The organism is Priestia sp. J2 (genome assembly GCF_020790095.1).
GTDB lineage: Bacteria > Bacillota > Bacilli > Bacillales > Bacillaceae_H > Priestia > Priestia zanthoxyli.
In genome coordinates, this window is sequence record NZ_CP086208.1 from 1,557,467 (window position 1) to 1,584,344 (window position 26,878).

25 protein-coding genes are annotated in these 26,878 nt (G+C 35.0%); 19 read left to right on the forward strand and 6 right to left on the reverse strand.

The window, feature by feature from the left end; translation table 11 throughout:
- Positions 1 to 542: 542 nt before the first annotated feature.
- The 4 genes from LJY09_RS07885 (at position 543) to LJY09_RS07900 (ending at position 8,091) form a co-directional block, all read left to right on the forward strand.
- Positions 543 to 1,964, forward strand: coding sequence for a YfcC family protein (locus tag LJY09_RS07885; RefSeq protein ID WP_028413919.1), 1,422 nt, complete (start codon positions 543 to 545; stop codon positions 1,962 to 1,964).
- 50 nt (positions 1,965 to 2,014) lie between these two features.
- The gene (iadA, locus tag LJY09_RS07890; protein WP_223546657.1) at positions 2,015 to 3,187 is read left to right on the forward strand and encodes a beta-aspartyl-peptidase; all 1,173 of its coding nucleotides are present in this window, start codon (positions 2,015 to 2,017) and stop codon (positions 3,185 to 3,187) included.
- Positions 3,188 to 3,280: 93 nt separating this feature from the next.
- Entirely contained in the window at positions 3,281 to 5,833 is a 2,553-nt protein-coding gene (locus tag LJY09_RS07895; protein ID WP_228307653.1) for a cyanophycinase, read from the forward strand.
- Positions 5,834 to 6,045: 212 nt separating this feature from the next.
- Positions 6,046 to 8,091, forward strand: coding sequence for a sigma 54-interacting transcriptional regulator (locus LJY09_RS07900; protein ID WP_098113407.1), 2,046 nt, complete (start codon positions 6,046 to 6,048; stop codon positions 8,089 to 8,091).
- 59 nt (positions 8,092 to 8,150) lie between these two features.
- On the opposite strand, the gene LJY09_RS07905 is transcribed toward LJY09_RS07900, so the two are convergent.
- Positions 8,151 to 9,227, reverse strand: a complete 1,077-nt coding sequence (locus LJY09_RS07905; protein WP_099000025.1) for a cyanophycinase — start codon at positions 9,225 to 9,227, stop codon at positions 8,151 to 8,153.
- Between the two features lie 424 nt (positions 9,228 to 9,651).
- Here LJY09_RS07905 and LJY09_RS07910 point away from each other — a divergent pair, with 424 nt between their 5' ends.
- Complete coding sequence (locus tag LJY09_RS07910; RefSeq protein WP_028413914.1) at positions 9,652 to 10,920, forward strand: MFS transporter; 1,269 nt, start codon at positions 9,652 to 9,654, stop codon at positions 10,918 to 10,920.
- Between the two features lie 244 nt (positions 10,921 to 11,164).
- Here the strand turns inward: LJY09_RS07910 and LJY09_RS07915 are convergent, their stop codons facing one another.
- On the reverse strand, positions 11,165 to 11,911 hold the full coding sequence (locus LJY09_RS07915) for a phosphorylase family protein (protein WP_228307654.1): 747 nt from the start codon (positions 11,909 to 11,911) through the stop codon (positions 11,165 to 11,167).
- Positions 11,912 to 12,196: 285 nt separating this feature from the next.
- Here LJY09_RS07915 and LJY09_RS07920 point away from each other — a divergent pair, with 285 nt between their 5' ends.
- The 3 genes from LJY09_RS07920 (at position 12,197) to LJY09_RS07930 (ending at position 14,183) form a co-directional block, all read left to right on the forward strand.
- The gene (locus LJY09_RS07920) at positions 12,197 to 12,769 is read left to right on the forward strand and encodes a GNAT family N-acetyltransferase (RefSeq protein ID WP_154972754.1); all 573 of its coding nucleotides are present in this window, start codon (positions 12,197 to 12,199) and stop codon (positions 12,767 to 12,769) included.
- A 51-nt stretch (positions 12,770 to 12,820) separates the two neighbouring features.
- Entirely contained in the window at positions 12,821 to 13,270 is a 450-nt protein-coding gene (locus LJY09_RS07925) for a GNAT family N-acetyltransferase (protein WP_098627313.1), read from the forward strand.
- A gap of 148 nt (positions 13,271 to 13,418) precedes the next feature.
- Positions 13,419 to 14,183, forward strand: coding sequence for a class I SAM-dependent methyltransferase (locus LJY09_RS07930; protein ID WP_155010263.1), 765 nt, complete (start codon positions 13,419 to 13,421; stop codon positions 14,181 to 14,183).
- A gap of 79 nt (positions 14,184 to 14,262) precedes the next feature.
- Here the strand turns inward: LJY09_RS07930 and LJY09_RS07935 are convergent, their stop codons facing one another.
- A complete protein-coding gene (locus LJY09_RS07935) occupies positions 14,263 to 14,910 on the reverse strand; it encodes a YczE/YyaS/YitT family protein (protein WP_028413909.1) in 648 nt (215 codons plus the stop codon).
- Between the two features lie 113 nt (positions 14,911 to 15,023).
- Between LJY09_RS07935 and LJY09_RS07940 the strand changes: the two genes are divergently transcribed.
- Entirely contained in the window at positions 15,024 to 15,476 is a 453-nt protein-coding gene (locus LJY09_RS07940) for a MarR family winged helix-turn-helix transcriptional regulator (protein ID WP_013056339.1), read from the forward strand.
- Between the two features lie 19 nt (positions 15,477 to 15,495).
- The gene (locus tag LJY09_RS07945) at positions 15,496 to 16,023 is read left to right on the forward strand and encodes a spermidine/spermine N(1)-acetyltransferase (RefSeq protein ID WP_033578540.1); all 528 of its coding nucleotides are present in this window, start codon (positions 15,496 to 15,498) and stop codon (positions 16,021 to 16,023) included.
- Positions 16,024 to 16,318: 295 nt separating this feature from the next.
- On the opposite strand, the gene LJY09_RS07950 is transcribed toward LJY09_RS07945, so the two are convergent.
- Positions 16,319 to 16,900 carry a DUF2087 domain-containing protein gene (locus LJY09_RS07950; protein WP_028413907.1) on the reverse strand — a complete coding sequence of 194 codons (582 nt, stop codon included), beginning with the start codon at positions 16,898 to 16,900 and terminating at the stop codon, positions 16,319 to 16,321.
- Between the two features lie 317 nt (positions 16,901 to 17,217).
- Between LJY09_RS07950 and LJY09_RS07955 the strand changes: the two genes are divergently transcribed.
- Entirely contained in the window at positions 17,218 to 17,886 is a 669-nt protein-coding gene (locus LJY09_RS07955) for a type 1 glutamine amidotransferase domain-containing protein (protein WP_028413906.1), read from the forward strand.
- A 121-nt stretch (positions 17,887 to 18,007) separates the two neighbouring features.
- On the opposite strand, the gene LJY09_RS07960 is transcribed toward LJY09_RS07955, so the two are convergent.
- Entirely contained in the window at positions 18,008 to 18,202 is a 195-nt protein-coding gene (locus tag LJY09_RS07960; protein WP_013056341.1) for a hypothetical protein, read from the reverse strand.
- A 235-nt stretch (positions 18,203 to 18,437) separates the two neighbouring features.
- On the opposite strand from LJY09_RS07960, the gene LJY09_RS07965 reads away from it, so the two are divergent.
- From LJY09_RS07965 to LJY09_RS27820, 3 genes are read left to right on the forward strand one after another with little or no spacing between them, the layout of a single operon-like run.
- On the forward strand, positions 18,438 to 18,902 hold the full coding sequence (locus LJY09_RS07965; protein ID WP_228307655.1) for a hypothetical protein: 465 nt from the start codon (positions 18,438 to 18,440) through the stop codon (positions 18,900 to 18,902).
- 45 nt (positions 18,903 to 18,947) lie between these two features.
- Positions 18,948 to 19,307 (forward strand): hypothetical protein, encoded by a 360-nt coding sequence (locus LJY09_RS07970; protein WP_228307656.1) that lies wholly within the window; start codon positions 18,948 to 18,950, stop codon positions 19,305 to 19,307.
- A 28-nt stretch (positions 19,308 to 19,335) separates the two neighbouring features.
- On the forward strand, positions 19,336 to 19,530 hold the full coding sequence (locus LJY09_RS27820; RefSeq protein ID WP_028413903.1) for a DUF6980 family protein: 195 nt from the start codon (positions 19,336 to 19,338) through the stop codon (positions 19,528 to 19,530).
- Positions 19,531 to 19,622: 92 nt separating this feature from the next.
- Here LJY09_RS27820 and LJY09_RS07975 read toward each other — a convergent pair whose 3' ends face one another.
- Positions 19,623 to 20,015 carry a bleomycin resistance protein gene (locus tag LJY09_RS07975; RefSeq protein ID WP_028413902.1) on the reverse strand — a complete coding sequence of 131 codons (393 nt, stop codon included), beginning with the start codon at positions 20,013 to 20,015 and terminating at the stop codon, positions 19,623 to 19,625.
- A 776-nt stretch (positions 20,016 to 20,791) separates the two neighbouring features.
- Here LJY09_RS07975 and LJY09_RS07980 point away from each other — a divergent pair.
- The 5 genes from LJY09_RS07980 (at position 20,792) to LJY09_RS08000 (ending at position 26,844) form a co-directional block, all read left to right on the forward strand.
- On the forward strand, positions 20,792 to 21,316 hold the full coding sequence (locus tag LJY09_RS07980) for a hypothetical protein (RefSeq protein ID WP_154972760.1): 525 nt from the start codon (positions 20,792 to 20,794) through the stop codon (positions 21,314 to 21,316).
- Between the two features lie 82 nt (positions 21,317 to 21,398).
- Complete coding sequence (locus LJY09_RS07985; protein WP_028413899.1) at positions 21,399 to 21,698, forward strand: hypothetical protein; 300 nt, start codon at positions 21,399 to 21,401, stop codon at positions 21,696 to 21,698.
- A 717-nt stretch (positions 21,699 to 22,415) separates the two neighbouring features.
- Entirely contained in the window at positions 22,416 to 22,631 is a 216-nt protein-coding gene (locus tag LJY09_RS07990) for a DUF6366 family protein (RefSeq protein WP_034265158.1), read from the forward strand.
- Between the two features lie 392 nt (positions 22,632 to 23,023).
- Positions 23,024 to 23,695, forward strand: a complete 672-nt coding sequence (locus LJY09_RS07995) for an HAD hydrolase-like protein (protein WP_228307657.1) — start codon at positions 23,024 to 23,026, stop codon at positions 23,693 to 23,695.
- 635 nt (positions 23,696 to 24,330) lie between these two features.
- Positions 24,331 to 26,844 carry a PEP/pyruvate-binding domain-containing protein gene (locus LJY09_RS08000; RefSeq protein ID WP_154972762.1) on the forward strand — a complete coding sequence of 838 codons (2,514 nt, stop codon included), beginning with the start codon at positions 24,331 to 24,333 and terminating at the stop codon, positions 26,842 to 26,844.
- Positions 26,845 to 26,878: the final 34 nt, after the last annotated feature.

Genomic DNA, 26,878 nt, shown 5'->3' on the forward strand with positions numbered 1-26,878 from the left:
AGAATGGATAAATTGCTGTTAATTTTGCGTGGATTTTATTTTCTCTAAAATAGCTTCTGTAAACTCCAATGTAGAGGCATGTCCGCCTAAATCTTTCGTTTTCACTTCATCTTGAAGCGTTTGATAAAGTGCGTGTTCTACTGTAGCAGCCACTTTTGTAAGTTTGTAATACGCATGTTTTTCAGCTAGCCATTTGAGTGTAGTATTTTTTTATGTCTATAGATTAAATTCTTTTATCTTTCGTTTTGCTGCTTTTTAAAAAAAGAACTAGCTAATGGTTTCATGCTCCAGATTTTCTATCAACTAGCTTCTTAATTGGCGTTATTAAATTTTAAAAAACACCCAATTAACACCTAAAACACATTTTAATTATATCATAATTCAGAAAATTAAACGGTTATACGTTGGCACGAAAATTGCTTGTACTATATGTGAAGAACACAAGAGAAAGGAGCAATGTGTAGCTGCAGATAAGGAAGCTGCTTTTAAAGAACGAGATGTCTGTTTAAAGTTACTATTTCACAATGAAGGGGAGAAGAAGAATGAGTGAACCGCAAAAGGAAATGAGTTCATTAAATAAGGTACGGAAAAAAGAGAGAAAAATAAACGTTTTTGCTTTATTGTTAGGCTTTCTTGTGATTGCTACTATTTTAACGTATATCTTGCCAGCCGGAGAATACGCACGTGTAGAAGTAGACGGACGAACAACGGTAGATCCTCAGTCGTTTAAATGGATTGGTTCTACACCTGTTGGATTCTTTGATATGGTCAAAGCGATACATACAGGAATGGTAGAAGGAGCCGACATTATCTTTTTTGTATTAATTATCGGCGGTTTCTTTGGTGTACTAAGCGCTACGGGGACAGTAGATGTATTGATTACAACGATGGCTAAAAAGCTTGCTACTAGAGAAAAATTATTAATTCCTGTTATGATGCTATTTTTTGCGGTAGGCGGTTCTTTAATGGGGATGGCGGAAGAAACGCTAGCTTATATTCCTCTTTTAATTCCGCTGGCACTTGCTCTTGGATTCGATGCATTAACAGGGACTGCTATTGTTTTAATTGGCGCATCGGCGGGTTTTACTACGGCCGTTATGAATCCATTTACAGTAGGTGTTGCACAAGGAGTAGCAGAGCTTCCTATGTTTTCTGGAATGGGCTTTCGTCTCATCTTATTCGTAGTTGTTTATGCTGTTTCAGTATGGTTTGTCTACCGATATGCGATGAAAGTGAAAAGAAGTCCTTCTATAGGAACATACGGAAAATACAGCATAACTAATGCACATAAACTTTTAAATTCTGATGCGAAGTTAACTAGAAAGCATAAATGGATTATGGCAGCATTTCTTGTTAACTATGTAATTCTTGCTTTTGGCGTTATTAAGTATAAGTGGTACATTACTGAAATTGCTTCTCTGTTTGTGATTTTGACAGTTGTGATTGGGATTATTGGAAGACTCTCTGTTGAAAATACGGTTAAGTCGTTTACAAACGGGGCAGCAGCACTGGTTGGAGGAGCGCTTGTTATCGGAGTTTCTCGCGCAGTTCTTGTTGTTTTAAATGAAGGTCATATTGTAGACCCTATGCTTCATCAAGTATCTGGAGCGATTCAACATATTCCGGGATATTTAAGCGTCATCGGAATCTACAACTTCCAAGCGCTGATTCATCTTATTTTAGCATCTGGAACGGGTCATGCGATGCTGACGATGCCAATCATGACGCCTCTTGCAGATTTGCTTGATATTACGCGACAAACGGCAGTATTATCTTTTTCTTTTGCAGACGGCATCGGAAACATTATTTTCCCGACGGCTGGAACATTAATGGCTGGCTTAGCAATTGCGGGAATTTCATGGACAAAGTGGGCAAAATGGGTGTTGCCGTTAGTCCTTATTCAATATGTGATTGGTCTAATAGCCGTTGTGATTGCTTATTTTATCAATTACGGGCCATTTTAAGAGATAGAAAAATGTAATTTGTAAGTTGAGCTTACTAGGAGGAATAGAAGTTGTTAACCTTAATCAAAAACGCAGAAGTATATGCACCACAGCACTTAGGAAAAAAAGATATATTGCTTGCAGACAGCAAAATCATCCTTATAAAAGATTGTATTGATCATGTAAATACGTCCATTCCTATTGATGTTGTAGATGCCGCTAATCACATTATAGCTCCAGGCTTCATTGACTCACATGTTCATATTATTGGCGGAGGAGGAGAAGGTGGATATAAAACACGCACTCCTGAACTAATGTTAACCGATGCAACGACTGCCGGTGTTACAACTATTGTAGGTGTACTTGGAACAGACGGTACAACAAGAAGAATGGAAAACCTTCTGGCCAAAGCAAGAGGGTTAGAAGAAGAAGGGATTAGCTGCTTCATTCACACAGGTTCCTATCAAATACCGGTAAAAACGTTAACTAATAGCATTGAAGAAGATCTTATTTTAATTGATAAAATTATCGGAGTAGGTGAAATTGCCATTTCCGACCACCGTTCTTCTGAACCGACATTTGAAGAACTGGTGAAGGTGGCTTCCGCTGCCCGCAATGGAGGGATTTTATCAGGGAAAGCCGGAATATTAGAGATTCACGTAGGAGACGGAGAACGAAAATTATCTTTATTGAATCAAATCGTAGATAAAACAGACCTGCCAATTCGTCAGTTTCACCCTACACATATTAATAGAAATGAAGAGCTGTTTAAAGAAGGAATTCAATTTGCAAAGCGAGGCGGCTACGTAGATTTTACGACTAGTACGATCCCTCACTTTTTAGAAGAAGGCGAAGTTAAGTGCAGCAAAGGGTTACGCATCATGCTGGAAGAGAAAGTGGCGATTGACAGCATTACGTTTTCATCCGATGGAAACGCGAGCCTGCCGTTTTTTGATGATAACGGAGATTATAAAGGTCTTCAAGTTGGAAAAGTGTCTTCTTTATTTCAAGAAGTACGAGATGCAGTATTAGAGGAATCAGTACCGTTAGAAACAGCTCTTCAAGTCATTACTTCTAATCCTGCCAAAGTATTAAAACTGTCCAATAAAGGGCATATTCAACCCGGAAAAGATGCAGATTTAGTCCTTTTAGACAAAGAGACGCTAACAATTAAAACGGTTTTTGCTCAAGGTAAAGTAATGGTAAAAGACGGTGTCCCTGTTGTGAAAGGAACGTTTGAATAACAGGTTTTAGATATCATTTATCAAAAGTATCGCGGAAAGGATACGAGCTAATTAGAGAAGGGTATTAAAATTTGCGTGGAAAGGATCTTTCAAATGAAAAAGAAACTGGTTTCATGTCTCATCAGCTTTACATTACTTTCTTCGTTGAGTACACCCCTGCTTGCAAAAGCACAAGAAAATACTGAAGGCATTAAAGGCAGCCTTGTTATTGCAGGCGGAGGTGTAGGAACATCCAATCAAGATATATATGAAAAATTTCTCTTGCTTGCTGGGGGGAAAGAAAAAGCCAAGGTAGGGATTATTCCAGCTGCTAGCACAACGCTGCAGTCTTCTGAAAAGTTTAAGAAAGACCTCGTGAAATACGGAGTAAACTCAGATTCTATTCAAATTCTTCCCGTTTCCAATCACGATTTTTCTGACACACAAAAAGATGAATCGACTTGGAAGAATCAAGTGAACGACAAGAAGTTATCCCGTACGATTAAAGGACTAACGGCAGTTTGGTTTGTTGGAGGAGACCAAACAAAAATTGTGGATTCCCTTCGTCAAAATAATGGAAACGATTCTGAAGCGTTAAAAGCTATCTGGGATATATATCGTAAGGGAGCAGTTATCGGAGGTACAAGTGCAGGAGCTGCAATTATGAGTGACGTCATGATTACAGGAGGAGACAGTCTAGGAGCTTTAAAAGAAAGTATAGGAAACAAGGAAAATAAACATGTAAACGAAAACCAACACAATAAGAAAGAATACGAGCCTCTATCAGTTCAAAAAGGGTTGGGATTTTTCCAACACGGCATAATTGATCAGCATATGGATGAACGAGCACGACTTGGGCGACTTGCAGTAGCTGCGTATAATGCTGAACGCGACAAAGAAAAAAACTTTGCATACGGTGTAGACGAAGATACTGCTATGGTCGTTAACAATAAAGATCAAAAGGTTGAAGTCGTTGGAAGAAGCGCAGTAGCTGTATTAGATATGAGCCAAGCTAAGCTTATATCTAAGCAAAAAGTGCGTTCAGGCTTAGAGAACATAAAAGTCAGTTACTTATCTCCTGGAGATAAAATTAACTATCATTTAAAATCATTTGAATTTCCAAACGATAAAGTAGAAACGAAGGGGTTTGAATATTATTCCTTTAACGCACTGCCTGCTACGGGTGTTTTTACACCGTATGGAAGATTAAAGGCTTATTTATCATATTCTTTCGTTGATAATAAATCAATGAAATCTGCTAACAGCTATGTTTATGACAGTAAAGGGTCTGGATACGAAATTGCTTTCCAAAAGGATAATGACACAAACGGCTACTGGCGGTATACTGATGGACAAAAAGATGATTATTCCATTGTAAATGTAAGAATGGACATTACACCTAAAACCGTCAAATTTCAACCGGATAAAAAAACTAGTTTAACGTATAAAAAACCTACTTTTTCTTCACCTGAAAGTCCTGTATACGACGAGATTAAAGGTAACCTCTTAATTGCAGGAGGAGCGCTTGGAAGCAGTAATTCAAGCGTGTATAGCAAGTTTATTACTCTTGCAGGAGGAAAGCAGGCCAAAATAGGGATTGTTCCTGCAGCGAGTACTAAGTTCGACTCCTCTAATCAGTTTAAAAGTGATTTAGTTAAATACGGAGTGAAGGCAGAAAATATAGAGATTTTACCTATTTCAAACCACGACTTTAAAGGAACTTCTGAAGATGAGTTGACTTGGAAAACAAATATGAACAGTGATAAACTAGCGCAAAAAGTTAAAGGGCTAACAGGCATTTGGTTTGTAGGAGGAGATCAAACCTTGATTACGGGCTCGTTGCGGAATGAAAATGGTTCGGACTCAAAAGTTTTACAAGCCATATGGCATACGTATAAAAACGGGGCAGTACTTGGCGGTACGAGTGCCGGAGCGGCGATTATGAGTAATACTATGCTCGCTGGCGGAGATAGCTACGGAGCTCTTTCGTACGGATTTACAGACACATACGATGATATGACTCAGCAAGAAGGCGGTCCTGCTTATTTGGAAAAAGGCCTTGGTTTTTTTCAATACGGTCTGGTAGATCAGCATTTTGACAACAAAGCAAGACTGGGACGTCTTATTGCAACAGCGTACGAAAAAGGAAATAAAAATCAGCTTGCGTACGGAATCGATGAAGATACAGCTATGGTGGTCAACAATTTAGGAAAACAAATAGAAGTTGTTGGAAGAGGCGGTATTACGTTAGTTGATTTAGCCAAAGTACAGGCAAATGACAAATTTCCGAGTGATTACAAAAATATTCTTATCTCTTGTATTACTCCAGGCGATAAAGTAAATATGACAACAAAAGAAATCGTCATAAACCCAGCTAAAACATCTACTAGAAAAAATGAATACTACAGTGAAAAGGTTGGGCCAAACACGGGTCTTTTCTCTCCGCACGGTGTATTAAGAAAATTTTTAGCTTACGATCTTATCGATAACGCTCAGAGCAAAGAAATAAAGAGCTATGCGTTTAACCAAGGCAAAGGTTTTGAGCTTACCTTCAGAAAAAGCCCTGAAAGCAATGGCTATTGGGCTTATACCGACGGTCAAAAAGACGATTACTCTATTGTGAAAGTAGCCTTAGATATCAAACCAATAAACGTAGACATTAAATGAGAAAAATGTAATTCAATACATCTAGCACTTTAGCATATCGTGCCTCCACCCATTAAAGTGGAGGCGCTTTTTTCTACTTATTTTTATTTACAAAAGGGACAAACGTCCGCTAGATGAAATGCACAGCAAAGTATAAAATGATAGGTATAGTATTCCAAGACTAATCTCTGAAGGCAAGTCAAGTTAAAGGCCTGTAGAAAGGTGTCCATATGATGAAAAAGAAATTAGTTTTAATAACAGGAAGCAAGCAAACTAGAATCATTTTACACAATCAATTAAAAGAGTTGCTAGGCGATTATATTTTTATTGAATGCTTTGCGATTGATGAAGAATTACCAAGAAAAATTGATGGAGATGTTGTTCTTTATTCATCAGAGAGTATATATCATGAAATGAAGAACAGATTAGACGTTCAGCATGCACATGAAATTGTAGGAAATAGAACAATTCATCATAAGCATATAAATGAATTACTGAAAATCCCTGCCCATACAAAAGTATTAATTGTAAATGATGACGATAAAGAAACTCTTAAATTAATAGAATCTCTTTATCAAGTAGGCATTAATCATGTTCAGTTTATCCCTTTTAAAAAGCAAAAGACCTATTACGAAGGTGTTGAAATTGCTGTTTCTCCAGGTGAGGTTCACTTGTGTCCCCCATACGTAAAACATGTAATTGATATAGGCGTTAGACTTTTTGACATGGCGACCATTTTTGAACTTATAAAATCATTCGGTTTTAATCAGTCTAATCATTCAATTATTTGGGATCGCTATTTGCGAAACATCATTGTGCTGCAAAAAAAACTAATAGAAGCAGAAGGGAAAATGAAAGAACTTCACCTTCATGTAAAGAGTATTGTAAACGTAGTAGAAGATGGTATTCTTGCCGTGGATTTTAATAGAAAAATTACGTTATTCAATAAAAGGTTAGAATCACTGTTCCAGCTAGCTTCTTCCGATGCTATAGATCATGAGATTCAAAGCGTAATTTCTAACAAAGGCCTTGTGGAGTTTATTATATCGTCCGACGAGAAAAGTCAGTACTTTAACATAAATGGGTACGAAATGGTTATCTATAAGTCGATGATTGAGAAAAGCAATACTACTGTAGCAACGTTTAAAAGTGTTAATCAAGCTGTTGAAATAGAAGGAAAAGCGCAGTCAGAACTTAGAAAAAACGGATTTTCTGCTAAGTATAACTATCAAGATATTATAGGAGAACACCCAGCTTTGCTTAAAACGATTGAAATTTCCCGGAAAATGGCTGCCACTGAGTATCCTATTTTGATTCAAGGAGAAACCGGTACAGGAAAAGAGCTGTTTGCTCAGGCTATCCACAATCATTCTACACGTAAAAATGGACCGTTTCTTGCCGTAAATTGCAGTGCCATGACCGATACATTACTAGAAAGTGAGCTGTTTGGGTACGAAGAAGCCAGCTTTACAGGAGCGCAGAAAGGCGGCAAAAAAGGGCTGTTTGAGAGCTCTGATAAAGGTACAATCTTTCTAGATGAAATTGGTGATATCAGCCCGCGTTTACAAACTCAGCTTTTAAGGGTGCTTCAAGAAAAAGAAATTAGGCGGGTAGGAGGTACAAGAGTCATTCCGATTAATGTAAGAATCATAGCAGCCACTCACAACAATTTACTACATAAAATGAAAGAAGGTCTGTTTCGAGAAGATCTGTACTATCGTTTACATGTATTATCTTTAACGATTCCTCCTTTAAGATATAGAAGAACCGATATTCCTTTACTGATTCATCATTTTATGTCCAAATCGAAAACGTGGACGCATATCCATCCAGAAGCGATGAAGCTGCTTATCGAACATGAATGGTTAGGAAATATAAGAGAATTAAAAGGCGTCATTGAGTATTTACTTACCGTCTGCGATGACAACGAAGTGAAAGCAAAAGACGTAGAGTATAGGCTTAGTAGTCAAAAAGAAGATCATTCTTTGTATGAAGTTGAAAATGAATCGGTTGACTTAATCGAACTTCAAGAAAATCGTGCCCTGTTAGAAACGATAAAACAGTGTAATGATACAGGAAAAGCAGCAAGCAGAAAGTGGATTACGCAGCATTTAAAAGGCTTTACTCTTACAGAACAGCAGGTGAGAAATCGTTTGGATCTACTAGAAGAAAAAGAGTATATTATAAAACGCAGAGGCAGAGCAGGAACAAAAATAACAGAAAAAGGACTGCATTATCTATATCATTTAAAAACAAAACAGCATTTAATCAATCCTTGATGTGCGTAAGGAAGGGAAACTTTACTGATCAAGCTTCCCTTTTCTTATTCATTTACCGTTTACGGCTGATTTCCGCCGTAAACTTTTCCTGTAGAAGAAGTAATAACACCGCTGTTTACGTTTAAAGTATAAGCTAATCCTCCAGAACCTGTCCAATTGGAAAGATTAAAAGTGCTGCCATTAAATAATTTATAGATAGAAATATTATTAAACGTCAGCGGCTGGCCGCTTGCACAAGTGGTAGGAGCCATATTCGTTTTAGCTAGATAAACAGCTGCATTTGTAGAGCCCGGCTGTGTTACGACCTTAGCTGAACCATCTTTTTCTACCAACAGTGCTGACTGTTCATTAACAGCAATCCCTTTTGCGCTTGTTCCAGTTTCTTCTCCATCTTTAATATTACGTGCAAGAAAGGTTAAAAAGCGTCCCATTCTATCTCGTTGTTCAAAATGGGTGTCTGTTTGAATGTTGTTGTTATGAGGTGTTTGAATCAAATAATCTGTAAAGGAAATAAGAGAACTATAAGGATTGTTTAGCGCTGTTTTAGAATCTAAAGTTGTAGAGCCTGCTGAGATAGAGTCGTAAATGTGATCCCCTTGAATCATAGTACCAGCACTTGTTCCTCCAAAAGGAATGCCTTGATTAATACGATTATTTAATGCTGTAAGAGCGGGAGACCCTTCTAAAAAATCTACATAATCAGCTTGATTGCCTCCAGCAAAAAAGATGCCTTCTGCTTTGTTAATCTTATCTATTAAAGAAGAGTCTGAACCTGCTCTTATTAAATCATCGACGACAATTGTGCTAACAGAGTTAAGAGGCTTACCTATGCTTTTTGCTAGGTCGTAGATATAAGAGTTATAGGCATCAGTACCCGTCGCTCTTATAACTAAGAAATCTCCGCCGTTTGCCTTTTGAATCATCCATTTGAACGCTTCATCTACATCGATGCTTCCACCCATATAGACTTGTCCAAAGCTTGTACTAGTCGCTTTGTCTGCAGTACTTCCGACTTGATAAAGTGTATAAGGTGCAGATGCAGCAGAAGCTGAAATGGGCAGTAAAAGAGATGCTGCGAGAACAGCACCAGTAATGACCTGCTTTTTAATACTTTTCTTGCGTTTAACTTTTTTCATAAAGTTCTCCTCCTTTAGTAAGTGTTCATAGATGAACATGCAAGTTTTATACCAACTTATTAAACAGCTGAAAAGCTGTGAAAAAAGAGGTCTTTTGAAAAAAACACGGGTGATATAGGTTCTTTATGGGTTCTTATTAAATTGCTTTATAACCAAAAATGACAAGAAGAACTCTAACTTGGATGCCTAATAGTGAAAGGGAAATAGTAAAGGATATATTTTAAAAGTCCATACCTCATTGAAAAATAACCTTTAAAAACTTAAAATTATAATAGAAAGGAAAAACAAGGATAAAAAGAAGAGCTGTCCGCAATAGCGACCTATTTATCAAACAGACCTTCATTCTATCAATATCTTCATCTCTTAAACGTTTTCCACCAGCATTTCTACGCAGAAAAAATTATACATGAGAGGATCTATCAAAATGAACAAGCAGGAAAGTAGTTATAGATGGGTGGTTTTTGGAACCGCTTTATTAGCGTATTATTTGATTGTCAGTCAACGAACAGCCCCTGGACTTATTACCGAGCAGTTAATGAAAGATTTTCACGTTTCAGCATCCGTTATAGGATTGATGACGAGTATACAATTTTTAGCCTATGCAGGCCTTCAGATTCCTGTTGGTTTACTTTCTGACCGGTACGGTCCAAATCGATTTCTTATCATCGGATCGCTTTTAACCGGAATAGGAAGCCTTATCTACAGCACATCTCCCAACGAATATGTGTTAATTTTCTCTCGTTTGCTAGTCGGTACCGGAGACTCCATGATTTTTGTCAATTTAGTGTTAATTTTAAGTCAGTGGTTCAAGGGAAATGAGTTTGTAAAGCTGTTAGGTTTAATTGGGCTGGTAGGAAGTGTAGGTTCATTATCAGCTACTGTACCTTTATCTATGTGGATTTCACTTTCAGGCTGGAGAGTTCCTTTTCTTAGTATAGGTCTAGTTTTAATCGCGGTATCTTATTTGCTTTATGTCGTTTTAGTCGTAAAACCTAAACGATTATTTGTAGATGATGCTAAAGCAAATAAAGCCTCTGTTAAGACTCAAGAAAGCGTATGGGCGATCCTAAAAAGGGTAATGACGACTCGTCAAGCATGGGCAACATTTCTTTGTCATTTTGGTGTAGTAGGTACATATGTAGGTTTTATTGGCTCTTGGGGAGTTCCTTATGGCATGAATGTGTTTCATTTATCTCGCGCTGATGCAAGTCAGCTTATTATGTATGGTTTGTTTGGCGCTATGATTGGCGGACCTTTAATTAGCTGGATATCAAGCAGGTTAAACTCCATTAAAAAAATCTATTCACTCGTCCATCTTATTGTGGTGCTTAGCTGGACAGGATTATTATTAACGGGAGTGAAACCTTCATTCATGCTAGTCGTTATTTTACTTTTTATCATCGGATTTGGAAACGGCGCAAGCGCTTTGACATTTGCCGTAGTACGCCAATCTTTTTCAGTAAAAGAAGTAGGAGTTGTATCAGGTTTTGCTAATATGGGAGGCTTTTTAAGCGCCGTATTATTGCCTAGTATTTTCGGAAATGTCCTTGATTTATTCCCTGAACGCTCGCTGCACGTGGGCTATCATTATGCTTTTATGATTCCAATTTTGTTTTCAATGATGGGGTTGTTAGGTGTCTTACTAATTAAAGAAAAAGGAAAAAAGGAGCAGAAGGTGCTGCATGCTTCTTAATTCACAATGACTGTCGCATTTACAGTGCAGAAAAATTCGTATATTTATTATAAGATTCATTTTTATACTTTCAAGCAGCCAGAAGATAATCGCTTTTATAAGTGGTTATCTTTTTTAGTCTACCCCATTTCTTCAGAGTCATATAAAGCTATACTTCTAAAAACAATAGTATAACTGAGCATTCTACTCCAAATAGATTTTACTCATATCAATAATACAAAATTTTTTATAAGACAGCACGCTATTAGAATTTACTACTCAAATAAAGAGCCACATCGCGAATGGCTTTATCAGTTTCACTTTCTATTAACTCTCTGTCCTTTGTATACGAATAAAGAGTATCGCCGTGAAGAAGGTGGTCTGATAAATTTAATAAGCCCACGGCGCGTTTGTTGAATTTATGAGCAATAGCTAAAGTGGTAGCTGTTTCCATATCCACCCCGAGAAAATCTGCAAGCGACCATTCTTTTACCATATCATGCGTCTCAATAAGCATGGCACCCATACTAACCACATGTCCTTTTATATAGCTGTAGCCTTTTTGTTCACAATACCTACAGGCGGTTTCCACTAACTCTTTGTCAGCTTCTACAAGCGTTTTTTCTGGTAAATACCAGTGTGATACGCCGTCTTGCATTTGTGCTGCAGATACAATTAAGATATCTCCATATTGTACAGTGGAAGATAAGCCTCCAAAATATCCCGTTTGAATAAATAAGTCGGTTCCGCTGCCAGCAAATTGATGTACGATGTTTGACGCCATCGGACTGCCATACACATTCGCAAATCCTATATTTCTGTTTTTGAACTTACCTATTACCGTGTTCCATTTAGGCATATGAACATCAGTAGATAAAATCTCTTTCCATAAGCTTATATTATCTTCAAATCCCCACTCACCATGAATAATGAATGCATTAGGCAGCTCTTTTTCTGATAGCTTTAATACGTTTAGCCAATCTTCTTTTTCAAAATCCCCATACAGTTTCATATCGTTCTCCTTATTCTTTTCATTTAGACTAGTTGGTGAAGAATTCTTCATTTCTACCTTTTATTCCTTTAATTTTTAAAACGAACAAATACAAAATAAATGACGGTTCTGATTTAGAAATGAAGAATCGCGTGCTTTTTTGCTTGTTTTTCGACAAATATTTATGACTAAAAAAGGAATTCACTAATAATAAAAGAACTTTTTTACTAACCGTTATTTAAATTAGATAAAGCTGTGAGAAAAGATCCGTCCAGTTAATGAATGGATAAGAGGAGGGAATTACAGGTGTCACATCATTTTCCCATAATTAAAACAAAAAGACTTGTACTAAGGGAAATTGTAGCAGAAGACGCAAGCAATATTTTAAAATACCTATCCGATAAAGAAGTAATGAAGCACTACGGTTTAGAGCCTTTTACAGCGGTTGAAGATGCTTTAAATGAGATTTCATGGTATAAATCAATCTTAAACAAAGAATCTGGAATAAGATGGGGCATTACTCTTAAAGAACAAGACGACATTATTGGCAGCTGCGGGTTTCTTAATCGAGTTCATGACTATTACCGTACGGAAATTGGTTATGAATTAGCCAGAGACTACTGGGGAAATGGAATTGCTAATGAGGCATTGGGCGCGGTCATAAAATATGGGTTTACACATTTTAATTTGCGGAGAATCGAAGCTTTGATAGAGCCTGCTAATGCTGCTTCACAAAAATTAATAAAAAAGCACGGTTTTATAAAAGAAGGCCTATTAAGAAGCTATGAATTTACGTGTGGAAAATTTGATGATTTGTACATGTACTCTTTATTAAAACAAGATTTTGACAGGCTTCAACCACATGAAGAGAATATCTAGACATCGTTATTAAAAATACGAATAGCACAATGACAGATAAGGGGAAAATGCATGGCCCATTTTAATGTTGATATTGTTCACTATCATCCACAATTTGCTGAGGCAACGGTAAAAATGTGGAGAGATAGTAAAGAAAAAGCGATTGGACAAAAGGAAATGCACAGTTTTGACCGTCATGTTTATTTTTTAGATCATATATTGTCAGCACACTATAAAGTTGAATTAGCGTTAATAGATGAACAAATAGTAGGAATGGTCGCCTATAACGCTGATGAAATTAACCAGCTGTACATTCATATAGATTATCAAGGAGGAGGAATCGGACAGCGATTGCTTGAAAGAGCCAAAGCAGAATCAAATGGAAAATTAACATTACGTACATTTGAACAAAATAAAAACGCACAGCGATTTTACGAAAAACACGGCTTCAGTATTATAAAAAGAGGAGGTGAAAACGAAGAGAAACTACCCGATATTACATATGAATGGACAAATAAATGAAAAATACGTAATTCGGATGAAGGAGCGGTTATTTTGAATAAGTTAGCATATGAAACATAACAACGCTGCCTGTATGTTCGTGGCCCGCCTTTTACTAGTTTAGGATAGATGATTAATGCTGACTGACTATTAAAAGGAGGATTTTAACATGATAACGGACAAACATTTTTTAAATGCTGTAAACAATACAAATGTTGATTTTACTGGATGGGATTTTTCTATTATTACTCGTACTGGTCGTATGGATAGCGATATGCTTTCGTGGTCATATGGAAGTGAAGCTTTTCGCCTTATTCAAAACTCTAATGCTGCTTTAGATATGGGAACAGGAGGAGGAGAGTTTTTATCTTTGTTACAACCTTTTCCTCGCGTTATGTATGCTACCGAAGGATACAAACCTAACGTTCCAATCGCTAAAAAACGGTTAGAGCCATTTGGTGTCACAGTTGTTGAACGAACTGAAAACGAGAATCTACCGTTTAAAGATGGTACATTTGATTTAATTTTGAACCAGCACGAAGCTTTTTGTGCTTCTGAAGTGAGAAGGATTTTGTCTAAGGGAGGCACGTTTTTCACTCAGCAAGTGGGAGGATTGGACTGTTCACGAATCAATGAATGTATAGGGGTTCCGATAAATAAAGAGTTTTGTAATTGGAATTTAAAGAAAGCAATAGAAGAGCTCAAACAAAATTCTTTTAACATCATCTTTTGCAAGGAAGAGTTTCCTGTGCAGAGATTTTATGATATTGGGGCGCTAGTTTTTTATCTAAATGCAATTCCTTGGCAAGTTCCTAATTTTGATATAGAAACACATATCGGCGGATTGTATAATATCCATCAAATTATACAGTCTCAAGGGTTTTTCGACGTAGAACAACATCGTTTTATTATTAAAGCTGAGGCAAAAAAATAGAGTAATCACACACAGAAGGCGGATCTCTAACTGGAGATCCGCTTTTTGTGCATGAAAACCATGATATAGACAGAATTAGTTACGTAATGGAACGTTTATGATCTTTAATATGATTTTTTAATGTATGAGATGTTGGTAATATGCAGTCTACTGCTTTTTGAGTAATGGGCATAAAGAAATTAAGCAGCACGCCGCCTAAACACACGGTTAATAACGTTCCAACACCAATTGGTCCGTTTAAAAATATTGCGGCTAGTAAGAATGTGAGGTAAATAAATGTTCTTGAAAGAAATAAATTGGTTTTAGCTAGTTTTTGTATGATTAATGTTAAGCGGTCAATTGGAATAGGTGCAAAATTTGTATGTAAATAGGCTGAGGTTCCTACTCCTATAATGATTAAACCGATTCCGAAACAACATACTTTGCTGTACCAACTTTCGAACGTAATCCAATTCTTTAAGAAAAAAAGCCATATATCGATACTAAGACCTGTTATGAATGCCGTTAACAGTCCCAGTATTTCTGGCTTTTGTTTGCTTAAAAGAGAATTACCACAAATTAAAATACAGGCAAGTATAATCTCCCAGCTTCCAACGCTAAGACCTACGTTTAGTGACAGTCCAACCAGCAGTGCATCAAAAGGTGAAGCTCCTAGGTCAGATTGTATCGTTAAAGCAATTCCAAGAGTTAATAGTAAAATTCCTCCTGCATAAACAACATACTTCACTGTCATCATCCTTTTTGTTATTTTTTGTTGCAAATGCAACTATTTTGAGATACATTAAATGTAGATTATTTTTATTGTATTTGCAACAAAAATATGTATAAAGGAGATATTTTATGAGTGAAATTCTGCGTGAAATTGGCATGATAGCAAGAGCGTTGGATTCAATTAGTAATATAGAATTTAAAGAATATGACCTGACAAAAGGGCAGTATTTGTATTTGGTGCGAATATGTGAAAATCCAGGAATCATTCAGGAAAAGTTAGCTGAAATGATAAAAGTAGATCGCACAACAGCGGCTCGGGCTATAAAAAAGCTTGAAATGAATGGTTTTATTGAAAAGAAAGATGATCTCCATAATAAAAAAAATAAAAACCTTTTTCCTACTGAAAAAGGGAAGAACGTATACCCGTTTATAAAAAGAGAAAATGATTATTCGGATAAAGTGGCATTAGAAGGTTTTACCCAGGAAGAAGCAGATACCATTCTTAAGCTAGTTCAAAGAGTAAGAAAAAATATCGAAACAGACTGGGAGTTTGTCAAAAAAGGAAACAAGAGAAATTATTGATGATATAAAGGAGAGGGGCATGTCAGTGATGATGCATATAAAAAAGTGTATTCTTGAAGATGTATATGATCTTCAAGACGTTAGCTATAAAACGTTTTATGAGACATTTAAAGATCAGAATTCACAAGAAAATATGACAGCTTATTTAGAAAAAGCATTTACAATCGAACAGCTAGAAAAAGAACTATCCAATACGTCTTCGCAATTCTTTTTTATGTATGTTAATCATGAAATTGCAGGTTATTTAAAGGTTAATATGAATGACGCTCAGTCTGAAGAGATGGGGGAAGAAGCGCTTGAAATTGAAAGAATTTATATAGGTAACAGCTTTCAAAAACAAGGACTTGGTAAACATTTATTTAATAAAGCAGTAGAGATAGCAACGACATTTAATAAAAAGAAAATTTGGTTAGGGGTATGGGAAAAAAATAAAAATGCGATTGCTTTTTACAAGAAACAGGGATTTGTTCAAATTGGATCTCACTCATTTTATATGGGAGACGAAGAACAAATAGATCTCATCATGGTTAAAACACTTTTTTTATAGTTTTAAAAAATAAGGATTATTCACTAATTTAACTGGTAGAGGATAATCCTTATTGCATACAGAGACTTTATGCTTTTCTTCAAAGCAGATGCTTTTAGGGGAAGCAGTAAGCAAACTAATATGGTTGCTGTGCCAACACATAGGAGAATAAAATTAATGTCACATGCTTACCAAAATGTTGGCTTCTTTCATTTTGGAAATTACATTTTTACTTTAATTCTATTTGAAACAACACAAACTAATTAGACATATATCGAATTAGAAGGCTTGAAAAATGAAAGTCTTTACGTCCACTTTAATAAATAACGGGCCACATCTCTTTCGGATTTAATTCGTATTCTCCATTTTGCCTATACATAAAATGCTGCATAATTAACTCTCTGCGAATCGTTGCATAATCTTCATGATATTTTTTAATATGTTCATTTAATTCTTTTTCTGGATACGTTTTTCCGTGCTGTAAATCACGTATTAAATAGGCTAATATTACGTTCTTTTTCTTTCTTTGACTTGGAATAATTTTTAAAGTACCGTCACTATTTATAAAGTTTTTAACAATAGATAATTTGTCTTTATCCTGTAAATGGTTGTCTTGATTTTCCATCGAATCCTCTCCAATACTTAAAATAGCCTTCGAGTTATATTCAAGTCTTTCAAGGTCTAGATAAAAATAAATAATGTTTCCTTGTCTTCTTTGATAAACAATTCCTACATCTCTTAGCTTTGAAATATGATGAGTAATAGTTGAAGGTTGCAACCCCAGCTTATAAGCAATTGCTTGCCCGTGAAGAGGCCCTTTTTTTAATAGTGAAATAATTCTAATCCTGGTAGGATCACCAACGGCTTTATGATAATTAACCAACTTATCTAATTGCATAGCTTAATACCTTCTCCCTCTAATTCGATATACATCTAATTTGATATTAATCGAATTGGATGTATATGTCAAAAAAATATTTAAAGTGAAGACTTGTCACACTGCATATAAAAAATCGGCTCCGTCTAATCTTTAAAGTGTAAAAAAAATCCTGCTTCTCTATATAATTCAACTATTATTTTCACCTGTTCTTTTTATTAGTAAGAAAAAGTTACCATGTTTTCATCAAATAATACCGGGGAACATATTCAAAGAGATAAATGAATTATTAATGATACATGTATGTAAATAATAAATGAAAAAGGAATGAGTAAATCATGGCAGGAAATTCAAAAGTTTTAATGGTTGTTACAAATGGACATACGATGGAAAATGGAGAGCTTGCTGGAATTTGGCTTACAGAATTCTCTGAAGCATATTTAGAATTTAAAAAAGAAGGATACGAAGTAGTCGTAGCAAGTCCAAAAGGCGGAAAATCACCTGTGGATCCTAACAGCTTAACAGATGATGTAACGGACGAAGACAAAGAAGCAGGAAAACTTTTAGAGAATACAAAATCATTAGCTGAAGTAAGTTCACAAGAATTTGCAGGTATGTTTGTACCTGGAGGGCACGGAACAATGTTTGACTTTCCAGACGATACGCACTTACATCGTTTGCTAACAGAATTTGCTGAAGACGACAAGCTAATTGCAGCGGTATGCCACGGACCGGCAGCTCTTGTAGGCGGAAAGCTTAAAAATGGTGAGCCGATTGTAAAAGGAAAACGTATTACAGCGTTTACTGATTCAGAAGAGAAAGATACAACGTTAGATAAATACATGCCGTTTCTTCTTGAAACAAAGCTTCGTGAGCTAGGCGCCGAGTTTATTGCAAAAGATAATTGGAGCGATCATATTGAAGTAGACGGAAAGCTTTTAACAGGACAAAATCCGCAGTCTACAATCAGCCTAGCAAAAGAATTTGTGCGTGCTTTAAACGCGTAAAAGTATGTATAACCTTAATGGGGATGTCTCATGAGTGTTTGAGACATCCCCATTTCTTTAGGGTGAAATAAAATGAGAATTAAGGAAAACAAAAAGGGCGGCTATCTAAATAGCTGCCCTTTTATTTATTAGAAGATTTATTTCTGAAAATGTATGTAGTAATTCCTGTCACAATGATAACAGCCACAATACAAATGATCAGACGAACAATCTGTGTCACAAAAATATTATCTGCAATACTCATGTGTTTCGTTAGAATTAACGTTCCATAAGCAGCTAAAACAGATAAAAACATATTGACGATTCGTTGAGCCATGTTGTCGTTACTCCTTTCATTCCACTACTTTACACTTTAACATATGTATTCACTGTAAAAAATATCGAATTACAAGTATGTCAGAAAATCAGCACTCTCGTAAAAGATTCCACACGTAAGGAAGTAGCTGATATCATATTAGTTATGACGACTAAACGCAGTTCAGAGAAGGAAATGAGCTTTCTTTAGTCGAATTTAACATGCATATATTCTTTTTTAGATAGGTGGGAAAAGCTTGTTTGATAAATTGAAAAAGCTATTTATGGATAAACAGGGTCAGGAAGCAGATGACAAATACATTCTAGTCCCTGAGAGTGAAATAAATGAGAATTTAAAAAGAGAGATAGTGAAGTTGGAAGAAGTAGGAGAGGCATACAGCGAAAGTCTTCAGCACAAATATAGAAATAAATTTGAACATGATGGTAAGCAGAACTTAAAAATATGGGTGTGTCGAGATATTGATGGCGACCAACTACCAAATCTAAGTTCGGAGCAGTGTCTAGAAAAAGAATATCGTTCCCAAGTTGCGATAAACTTTGATGGATTTACAGATGAAGAAGATGCATACGTTCATTACCTTCAGTTGTGGTATTACTTTGGTGGGTATTTTAAAGGGACAGGTACTTTGTACGATTTGTCAAAAAATTATTTAGAAGCTGATATTGAAGAGAAGATAGAAGAAATACTGAAACAGCTATAACCTTTTAGCATAGAGATTATGTGTTAGCACACAGGGGGAAGGAAGATGAGGGGTCGTCCAGAGTTAGAAATAGAAAGGGAAAAAGTTTATAAAACGAAAAAAAATCCTAACGGAACATTTATAGCGCGAATTATTCAAGTGCCTAAGGAAGAAAATATGTTAGATTTCATGTTGGAAATCAAACACTTAAGGAAAAAGGAACTTACTTATAAAAATCTATTAGTAACGACTGAAAACTGGTATGATTCTTTTCGTCTTGCTAGAGGAGATCTGAAATGGGTATCTTTGCATACAGTAGCTGTGTGGGACTGGTTGGGACATAAATTAGTTGAGGTAGCAGCCCCAACCGGTAAGGAAAATTATCGTATTTCAGATGACCACTGCTCAGCTTACCGAGAAAAGTAATAATGACGATATAGTAAGGAGAAAACGAATGAAAAAGCATTGCTGCGATTATATGAATTATCATGTGAACTTTACGTGTGATATTCATAGTGATCCATTTGAGTGTCCAGATAATCTTATCTTATTTGACAAAATGAACAAGGAATACGGTTTAATTATCCATGATGGTGGCTCATCCACTATTGGGATTTCATTTTGTCCATGGTGTGGTGCGGAGCTATGAACTAAGAAATGAAGAGGTATCTTTTGCTTAAGAGATCCTCTTCACTCTTGGAATAAGTGATAAAGTCATAAACATAAATTAAAAGAGTTTTATTATTGCATTGAATAAGCCTGAGAAAACCTTAGCAAGTAGCCATCTGGGTCTTGAACTATAAATTCTTTCTGAGTAAAGCCACTATAGTTATTTATCATAGTGTCTCTAAAAAGTGAAATATTATGGTTCTTTAAGTTTTGTAAAATAGCCTCTATATTTTCTACTTCAATTTGAAAATTAATCCCTCGACCATATGGGTATTCAAGTTCACCCGTTTCCCAATGACCATTATATTGCTCAATCATCATTTGTGCTCCGTTTAGTGAAATAAATGCAAATTGATCTTCTGGACGTTCGTATGTAAGCTCAAATCCGAGTATCTCTAAATAAAATTTTTTTGATTTGTGAATATCTTTTACGGAGAGTTCTGGTATTAACTTATTGAATTTCATGGGATTGCTCCTTTTATTTACAGGGTTGCTGTTTGTTTTAATAATACCGTATAGATGTAACCTGTACACGCCTTCTTCTTTGTTATGTAGAAGTCAAGCCAGAATTTCTTTTACGTTGCCAAAGAGTTTATACGATATTCGTAACAGTTTAAAGCCACAGTATTATAGGTGTAAAATACCGAAATGGGGGATTATACTTGATCTTACGTTATCTAGCTATGTTATCAGGATTGGGAATAGCTTTATTAAACCTTTTTGACCCTTTACATCAAGGGATTACGCGCTGGTTAATGGTTATCTGTGGCTTGTTGATTTTTATTAGCCATTTAAAATTCATCGTAGATAAGAAGTCAAAAAGAACAGATAATCAAAATAAGACCTACTAATAAGAGTTTCTTTTGACTTAGTACTATTGATAAACGGTGTTATGTAAACGAAAAACTTACTGAATATGTAGTAAAGAAATAAACGAGAGAATTATATGTTATAATAATCATAAATATCCAAATAAAGGAACTTTGTGTTGCTATGAATCGTAAATTTAATTCTCTATTTATCATCTATCCTATCGTTTTCTTTGTAGTGCGTACTGTTTTTTCTTTTGTGAAAAATAGCGCTGCGGAATCTGTCTATGAGACGTTAGCTATACTTGCCATGTATTACTTTGCAGTTAGTGTTTTCTATTCGATTGACTTATATATGCAAAAGAAAAATAGTTAATAGATTAAAAATGCCGAGAGTCAGAGTAAAAACAAACGATATAAAGGAGTCTAACAGTGCGCATTAAGAATTATTTTTTGTTTATCTTTCCACTCATTTTACTATTAGTAGCTAGCTGTGATCCATCTTTTGCGCCTAAAGAAAAATACTATTCAAGCACCAAAAGCACAAACCTTGAATTAGAAAACGTTAAATCAGTATCAATAGGCAGTTCTAAATATGACGTAGCAATTGGTTTGAAGAAGAAACCAAAATTTATAGAGATTACTGAGCAGCCTCCGTATACTACCTACATTTACGGAAAAAGTACAGAAAAGTATGATGTTGAATTTAAAATTGTAGATAATCAAGTCAGCAGATATGACTTGATTAGTAACAAGTATGCTACAGAGAAAGGAATACATACTGGTGACAGCAAACAAAGTGTCGTTAGGGCATATGGTAAAAATTATTACGAAAGAGAAGATACCGGAGCAACAATAATAGGGTATTTTGATAAAACTCATAAACTCAATATTGAGTTTTCTTTAGATGATAAGGACAAAGTTGGAGGGGTTTTGGTTCAAAAATTAAATAATTAAGATGAGTAATGATCATTTATTTGCAAAATGAAATATATTGACTAGTAAATTTCAAATAATAGTAATAGAGGAGAATATGCTGATGCTTGGGGAAACATTTACATTATTAAGGCCTATTTATTACCTGATCGCAGTTTTTTCAGTATGCAATTTGGTGTATATAATTTTCTTGAGAAATAAAGTCAAAGCAAGTAGTTATGTAATCGTCAATTCTTTTTTCTTTTTAATAATTGCAGCAGCCTTATTGTTTCAAGAAGGCATCATTGTAGATGAATTTAATCGTTCAGGTGATTCTGTAACCTTTTATTTAACGATGTTATTGGGCTTTTTGTTTATAGCTAGTTTCATTTTTCAAAGAAAGAAAATGAGAGATAAAAATTGAAGTAAATAAATATAATCATGTTTGCTGTAACTTTCAATATTTGCTCTTTTATGTAAATTGAGTGTTAGGGCGACCAATCTACAACAAATAAAGGGAAAGGATTTTTCTATTGAGCAACTTTATTAAAGTAGTACCGTCAACTTTTATACTTCTCTACATAGTATTCTTCTTTTTAAATATTTCGTATCGTTACGGTGTTTCTTATTTATACAGCTTTTTTCTTTTTTTGTTTTTGTCGTTAATATCTGTAGTTTTATGTTTAGTAATATGGTTTAAGAATAAGGAACGTCTTTTTCTATTTTTGACCGTCGTTTCAATCCTCCAACTTATGTTTACTGTTTTTATTTATCTTTTACCAGAAGCAGGAACCAAACCATTGATCTATGAAAAAGCAATTATAAAAGAAGAGGTTTTAAATAAATAAGCTTACACAAAAAAACTTCAAGAATGTGTATCTAGTATAAGGCTATTAAAGAGATCCCCTTAAATAAAGAGGATCTCTTTGATGTAGGTGTTTGTAATAGTAATTATATTAACTAGAGCTGTATACTTTTTCATTAAAAAGCGTTGTTTCATACTTATTAAAAAAAGAAATGTGTACAGTTAGTTGAGGAAAAGAGATCTGTCACTATAGGTTTCTTTCTTCGTTTCTAAAAAACCATTATTTTATATTTTAACCATAATATGTTATAATGTTTTAAAAATGGTGGTGTGACAATGAGCGAAGATAAAGAAACACCTGAAAGAAGAAGAGAGAGATTAAAACACGAAGAGGTAAAAAGAAATCCAGCTGGGAATATGAACGATGCATTTAATAGAAATGAAGCTGGAAACTTATCTGGTTTAGCAGGCAGCTTAGGATGGAAGGGTCTTGGTGTACTTATTACTGTAATGATTATAGGTTTTATCATTGCGTCACTATTTTTAAAATAATATCAGGTTTATAAATTAAGAGTACTGGAGGCGCTTTTTTGAAAAACTATGCAGTGTTTATTGGTAGTTTTATATTGTTGCTATTTGCTTTTCAAATTGTTTCTGGTCTATTTCTTACACTTACATATGTACCTGAGACTTCACAGCACTTGAGTAGCTCAACGGTCAGTATTTTTTCTGTTAATTATCCATTTTTAAGTTCGATTATAGCGGCCACTTTTTCATTTATTATTTCAAACAAAGTATGTAAAGTTAAGAAGAGTACCTATAAATAAGTAGGTGCTCTTTTTGTGCTGAGAACAGTGATTACTATTTTTAATAAATCACATATTCCTTTTTATGGTATTGTATATAGATACGTATTAAATACTGTTGAAAGAGGGAGATACTTAATGTTGCAATCACTAATCTTTGATATGGATGGAACGCTGTTTCAAACAGATAAAATTTTAGAATTATCACTTGATGATACCTTTAACCATTTGCGTACACTCAACCAGTGGAATGCTAGTACTCCTGTTGATAAGTATCGTGAAATCATGGGTGTACCGTTACCCAAAGTATGGGAAGCTTTATTACCTACTCATTCATGTGAAATAAGAAAGTATACGAATGACTATTTTTTGAAAAGCTTAGTTGAGAATATAAAAAAAGGCAAAGGCGCTTTATACCCTAATGTAAAAGAGGTCTTTAGCTATTTAAAAGAAAATAATTGCTCCATTTACATAGCAAGTAACGGTTTGAAGGAATATTTAGAAGCGATTGTAGACCATTACGATTTGGATAAGTGGGTAACAGAAACATTTAGTATTCAACAAATCCAAACGCTCGATAAAGGAGATTTAGTCAAAACGATTATAAAGAAATACGATGTAAAGCACGCAGCAGTAGTGGGAGACCGTCTATCGGATATCAATGCTGCAAAGAATAATGGTTTAATGGCAGTGGGGTGCAATTTTGATTTTGCTCAAGCAGCTGAGCTTGCACAGGCTGATGTGGTAATAGATGATTTAATGGAGTTAAAAAGGATTGTATCCAACATAAATAATAGCTTGTCAGTCTAATAGACTGATCCTCGTACATAACCATTATAGATGGTTAATGTCTCAATTATAGACCTAAATCTACTGAAGTTGAAACATAAGTAATGAGCGGTTCCCCTGTAATTTAAAATGTTTACATAATCTTTTCTTGTCATTAATAAATGGTTTACAATACTGAGCTATGCTTAGGTTAAGATTTCCAAAATAGTTTTATAAGAAGGGAGAGTTTGGATTATGACTTCACATATGATTCGTAAATCTGATAGCGCTCACTTATATATTAGAGGATATAAGATAAAATTGTCACTCAGCCAGTGGAAGCTTGTAAGCACTCAGAGATAATGGTTAACCCAACTGTAAAAGAGGAAAACCTCCATCTTAATTTAGATGGGGTTTTTTGCATTTCTTTTAGTAACTTTTTAATTGATTAACTATTTAGACTTTATAATAAAAAAGACTAATAAAAGTTAAAAAATGTAATAAAAAAGAGGAATATTATTTAAGTGAAATTAAAATAAAGCACAACTAAATATGCATTTTTTAAATATTTTACCATTTTTTATTGACCATAAAAATTTAAAAGAATTAAAATAAATATAAAGTAAGTAATTACTTACATTTTTTAAAATTAGTTTGTGGGAGGATGAATATTTTTAATGTATAGCTTAAGTTTTCAAAAGGTGGACGAGGCGAATGAACGAGTTGGAGCAAAAGCTTTAAACCTTATAAAAATGAAAAGAAAAAATTTACCGATTCCAGATGGGTTTGTTATTCAAACGGAAGCTTTAAAGCGATATATCGAATGGAACGGGATTGATCGTCAAACGGATAATATACACGAGAGAATTTTACACGGGGAAATTCCTATTGAAATTGAATCAGATCTCATAGAGGCATTTCGAAACCTAAAGTGCTCTTATACATCGGTAGCTGTTCGTTCATCATCTAGTGCTGAAGATTTAGAAAGTGCATCTTTTGCTGGCCAGTATGAAACCTATCTTAATGTGAAAAGTACCGAGGATTTTTTGAGTAAAGTGAAAGCGTGCTGGGCCTCATTTTTTACTGAAAGAGTCGAACAATATACTCAAAATATGTATGCTAATTTTGACGAAGTTTCAATGGCAGTTGTTGTTCAAGGGTTAATTGAGTCCGAAGTATCGGGAGTGATATTCAGTCAAAATCCTGTCACTCATAATACAAAAGAAATGATGATTAATGCTAGCTATGGACTAGGAGAAGCAATTGTATCGGGCTTAGTAACACCTGATGTTTACCTAGTTAATAAACAAACTTTTAAAATAGAGAAAGAAAAAGGGCTAAAAGAAGTAAAAATAATTCCACTTGTTGAAGGCGTTGAAGAAATCGAAACAACGGAAGATGAGCAGCAAAGGTTTTGTTTAACAGACGAGAAAATCATTGAACTGGCCGAAATAACAAAAGAAGTAGAAGCTCTTTACCAACATCCAGTAGACATAGAGTTTGGGGTTCAAGACAATCAAGTATATCTATTGCAGGCAAGAGCGATTACTACATTAACAGAGGCCAAAGAATTAACTCCTTTCCAAAAAGATATATCTTTAAGTTTCGAGGATATGGAAGAGTTTTGGATTTTAAATGACACAAGTTTTTCTCATGCTGTTAGTCCTTTGTACGCTTCATTTATTATTCCGGCATTTTCTGAAGGAACAGCTGCTAGTTTTAAAAAATTAAAGTTTATGTTTAATAGACTTAATTTAAAACTTTATAAAGGTCATATCTATACAAAAATGGAGCCTTTTAAAGGAGATTCTAATAAAAGATTCCAAGAAAATAAAGAATTGATGGAAAGTATTTATCCAATCCTAACAAAACGAATGAATCAAATGATTACGGAACAATTTTTGCCTTACTATAACAAATTAAATAGTTTTACCTATGAAAATCTAACCCTTCAGAGAGGAAAAGAGATTCTTCAAAGTTTAGCTGATTTTTATAAAATGGCATATGATCTGCACTTTGATATTGTTATGCCTCAAATGTCTTTAAATACTATAGTTGAAGAGTACTATAAAAACCTTACAAATAAAAAATCCGGACACGATGTTTATGAGCTATTGACGGGGAAAATGAACAAATCGTTGGAAACTGATCAGGAGCTTTCTAGACTTGCTTTAACAGTTAAAGGCAATGCGGAACTTACTAAGATCTTCGAAGAAGAATGTACAGAAACTTTAGTGAAAAAGTTAGAGGAAAGTGAAGCAGGAAAAAGCTTTATGGCTGAATTAAATACTTTTCTAAAACAGTATGGATATCGAAACGTTGTAAGTCACGATTTTGTAGGAGAAACTTGGCTAGAGAATCCTCTTCACGCATTATCAATTATTCAAGGGTATGTTAATGACAATTACAACTTTGATGAGAATTTCAAACAGACGGTCAAAAAACGTGAACAGAACTATAATGAATTTCTGGAACAGATAGCGGATAGCAAACACAAAGAAGAGTTTAAAAAATACTATCAGTGGGCATTAAATGCATCCGTTATAAGAGATGACCATCATTTTTATATCGATGCAATGCTGGATGCAAAAGCACGTTTGTTCCTACTTAAGCTAGGTAATTTACTAGTACATCATCATGTTTTTCTAGTGGAAGAAGATGTTTTCTTCTTATATCTTGATGAGCTAGAGTTTCTTTTAGAAAATCCAGCAGACATGACAAAATTAATCGAGAAACGTAAAAAAGAACACGCAGAACATGAGCAAACGTCTAATTTACCTAGATACTTCGGCGTCCCTGAAGCAGCTCAGCTGAAAGAAGCTGAGAAATATATGGGAGCTATTGAGGAAGATGACGCGAACAGCGAACATTGTATTAAAGGGTTAGCCTCTTCTTCAGGAATCTATACCGGAAAAGTAACAGTCATTTCAAATACGAAAGACTTTTCTAAGCTGGAAAAAGGTGATGTTTTAGTATGTAAGACCACTACTCCACTTTGGACTACTTTATTTCAGACTGCGGGAGCTGTTATCACCGACGCTGGAGGTATTCTTTCTCACTCGGCAATAATTGCACGTGAATATGAAATTCCTGCAGTAGTTGGTACGAAAATAAGTACGGATAAGCTAAAAGATGGCGATATGGTTATGGTCGATGGTACGAATGGAATGGTCACGCTTTTAAATGACTAAGTGATTCTCTTCGCTTCTATTTGACAACAGCTCT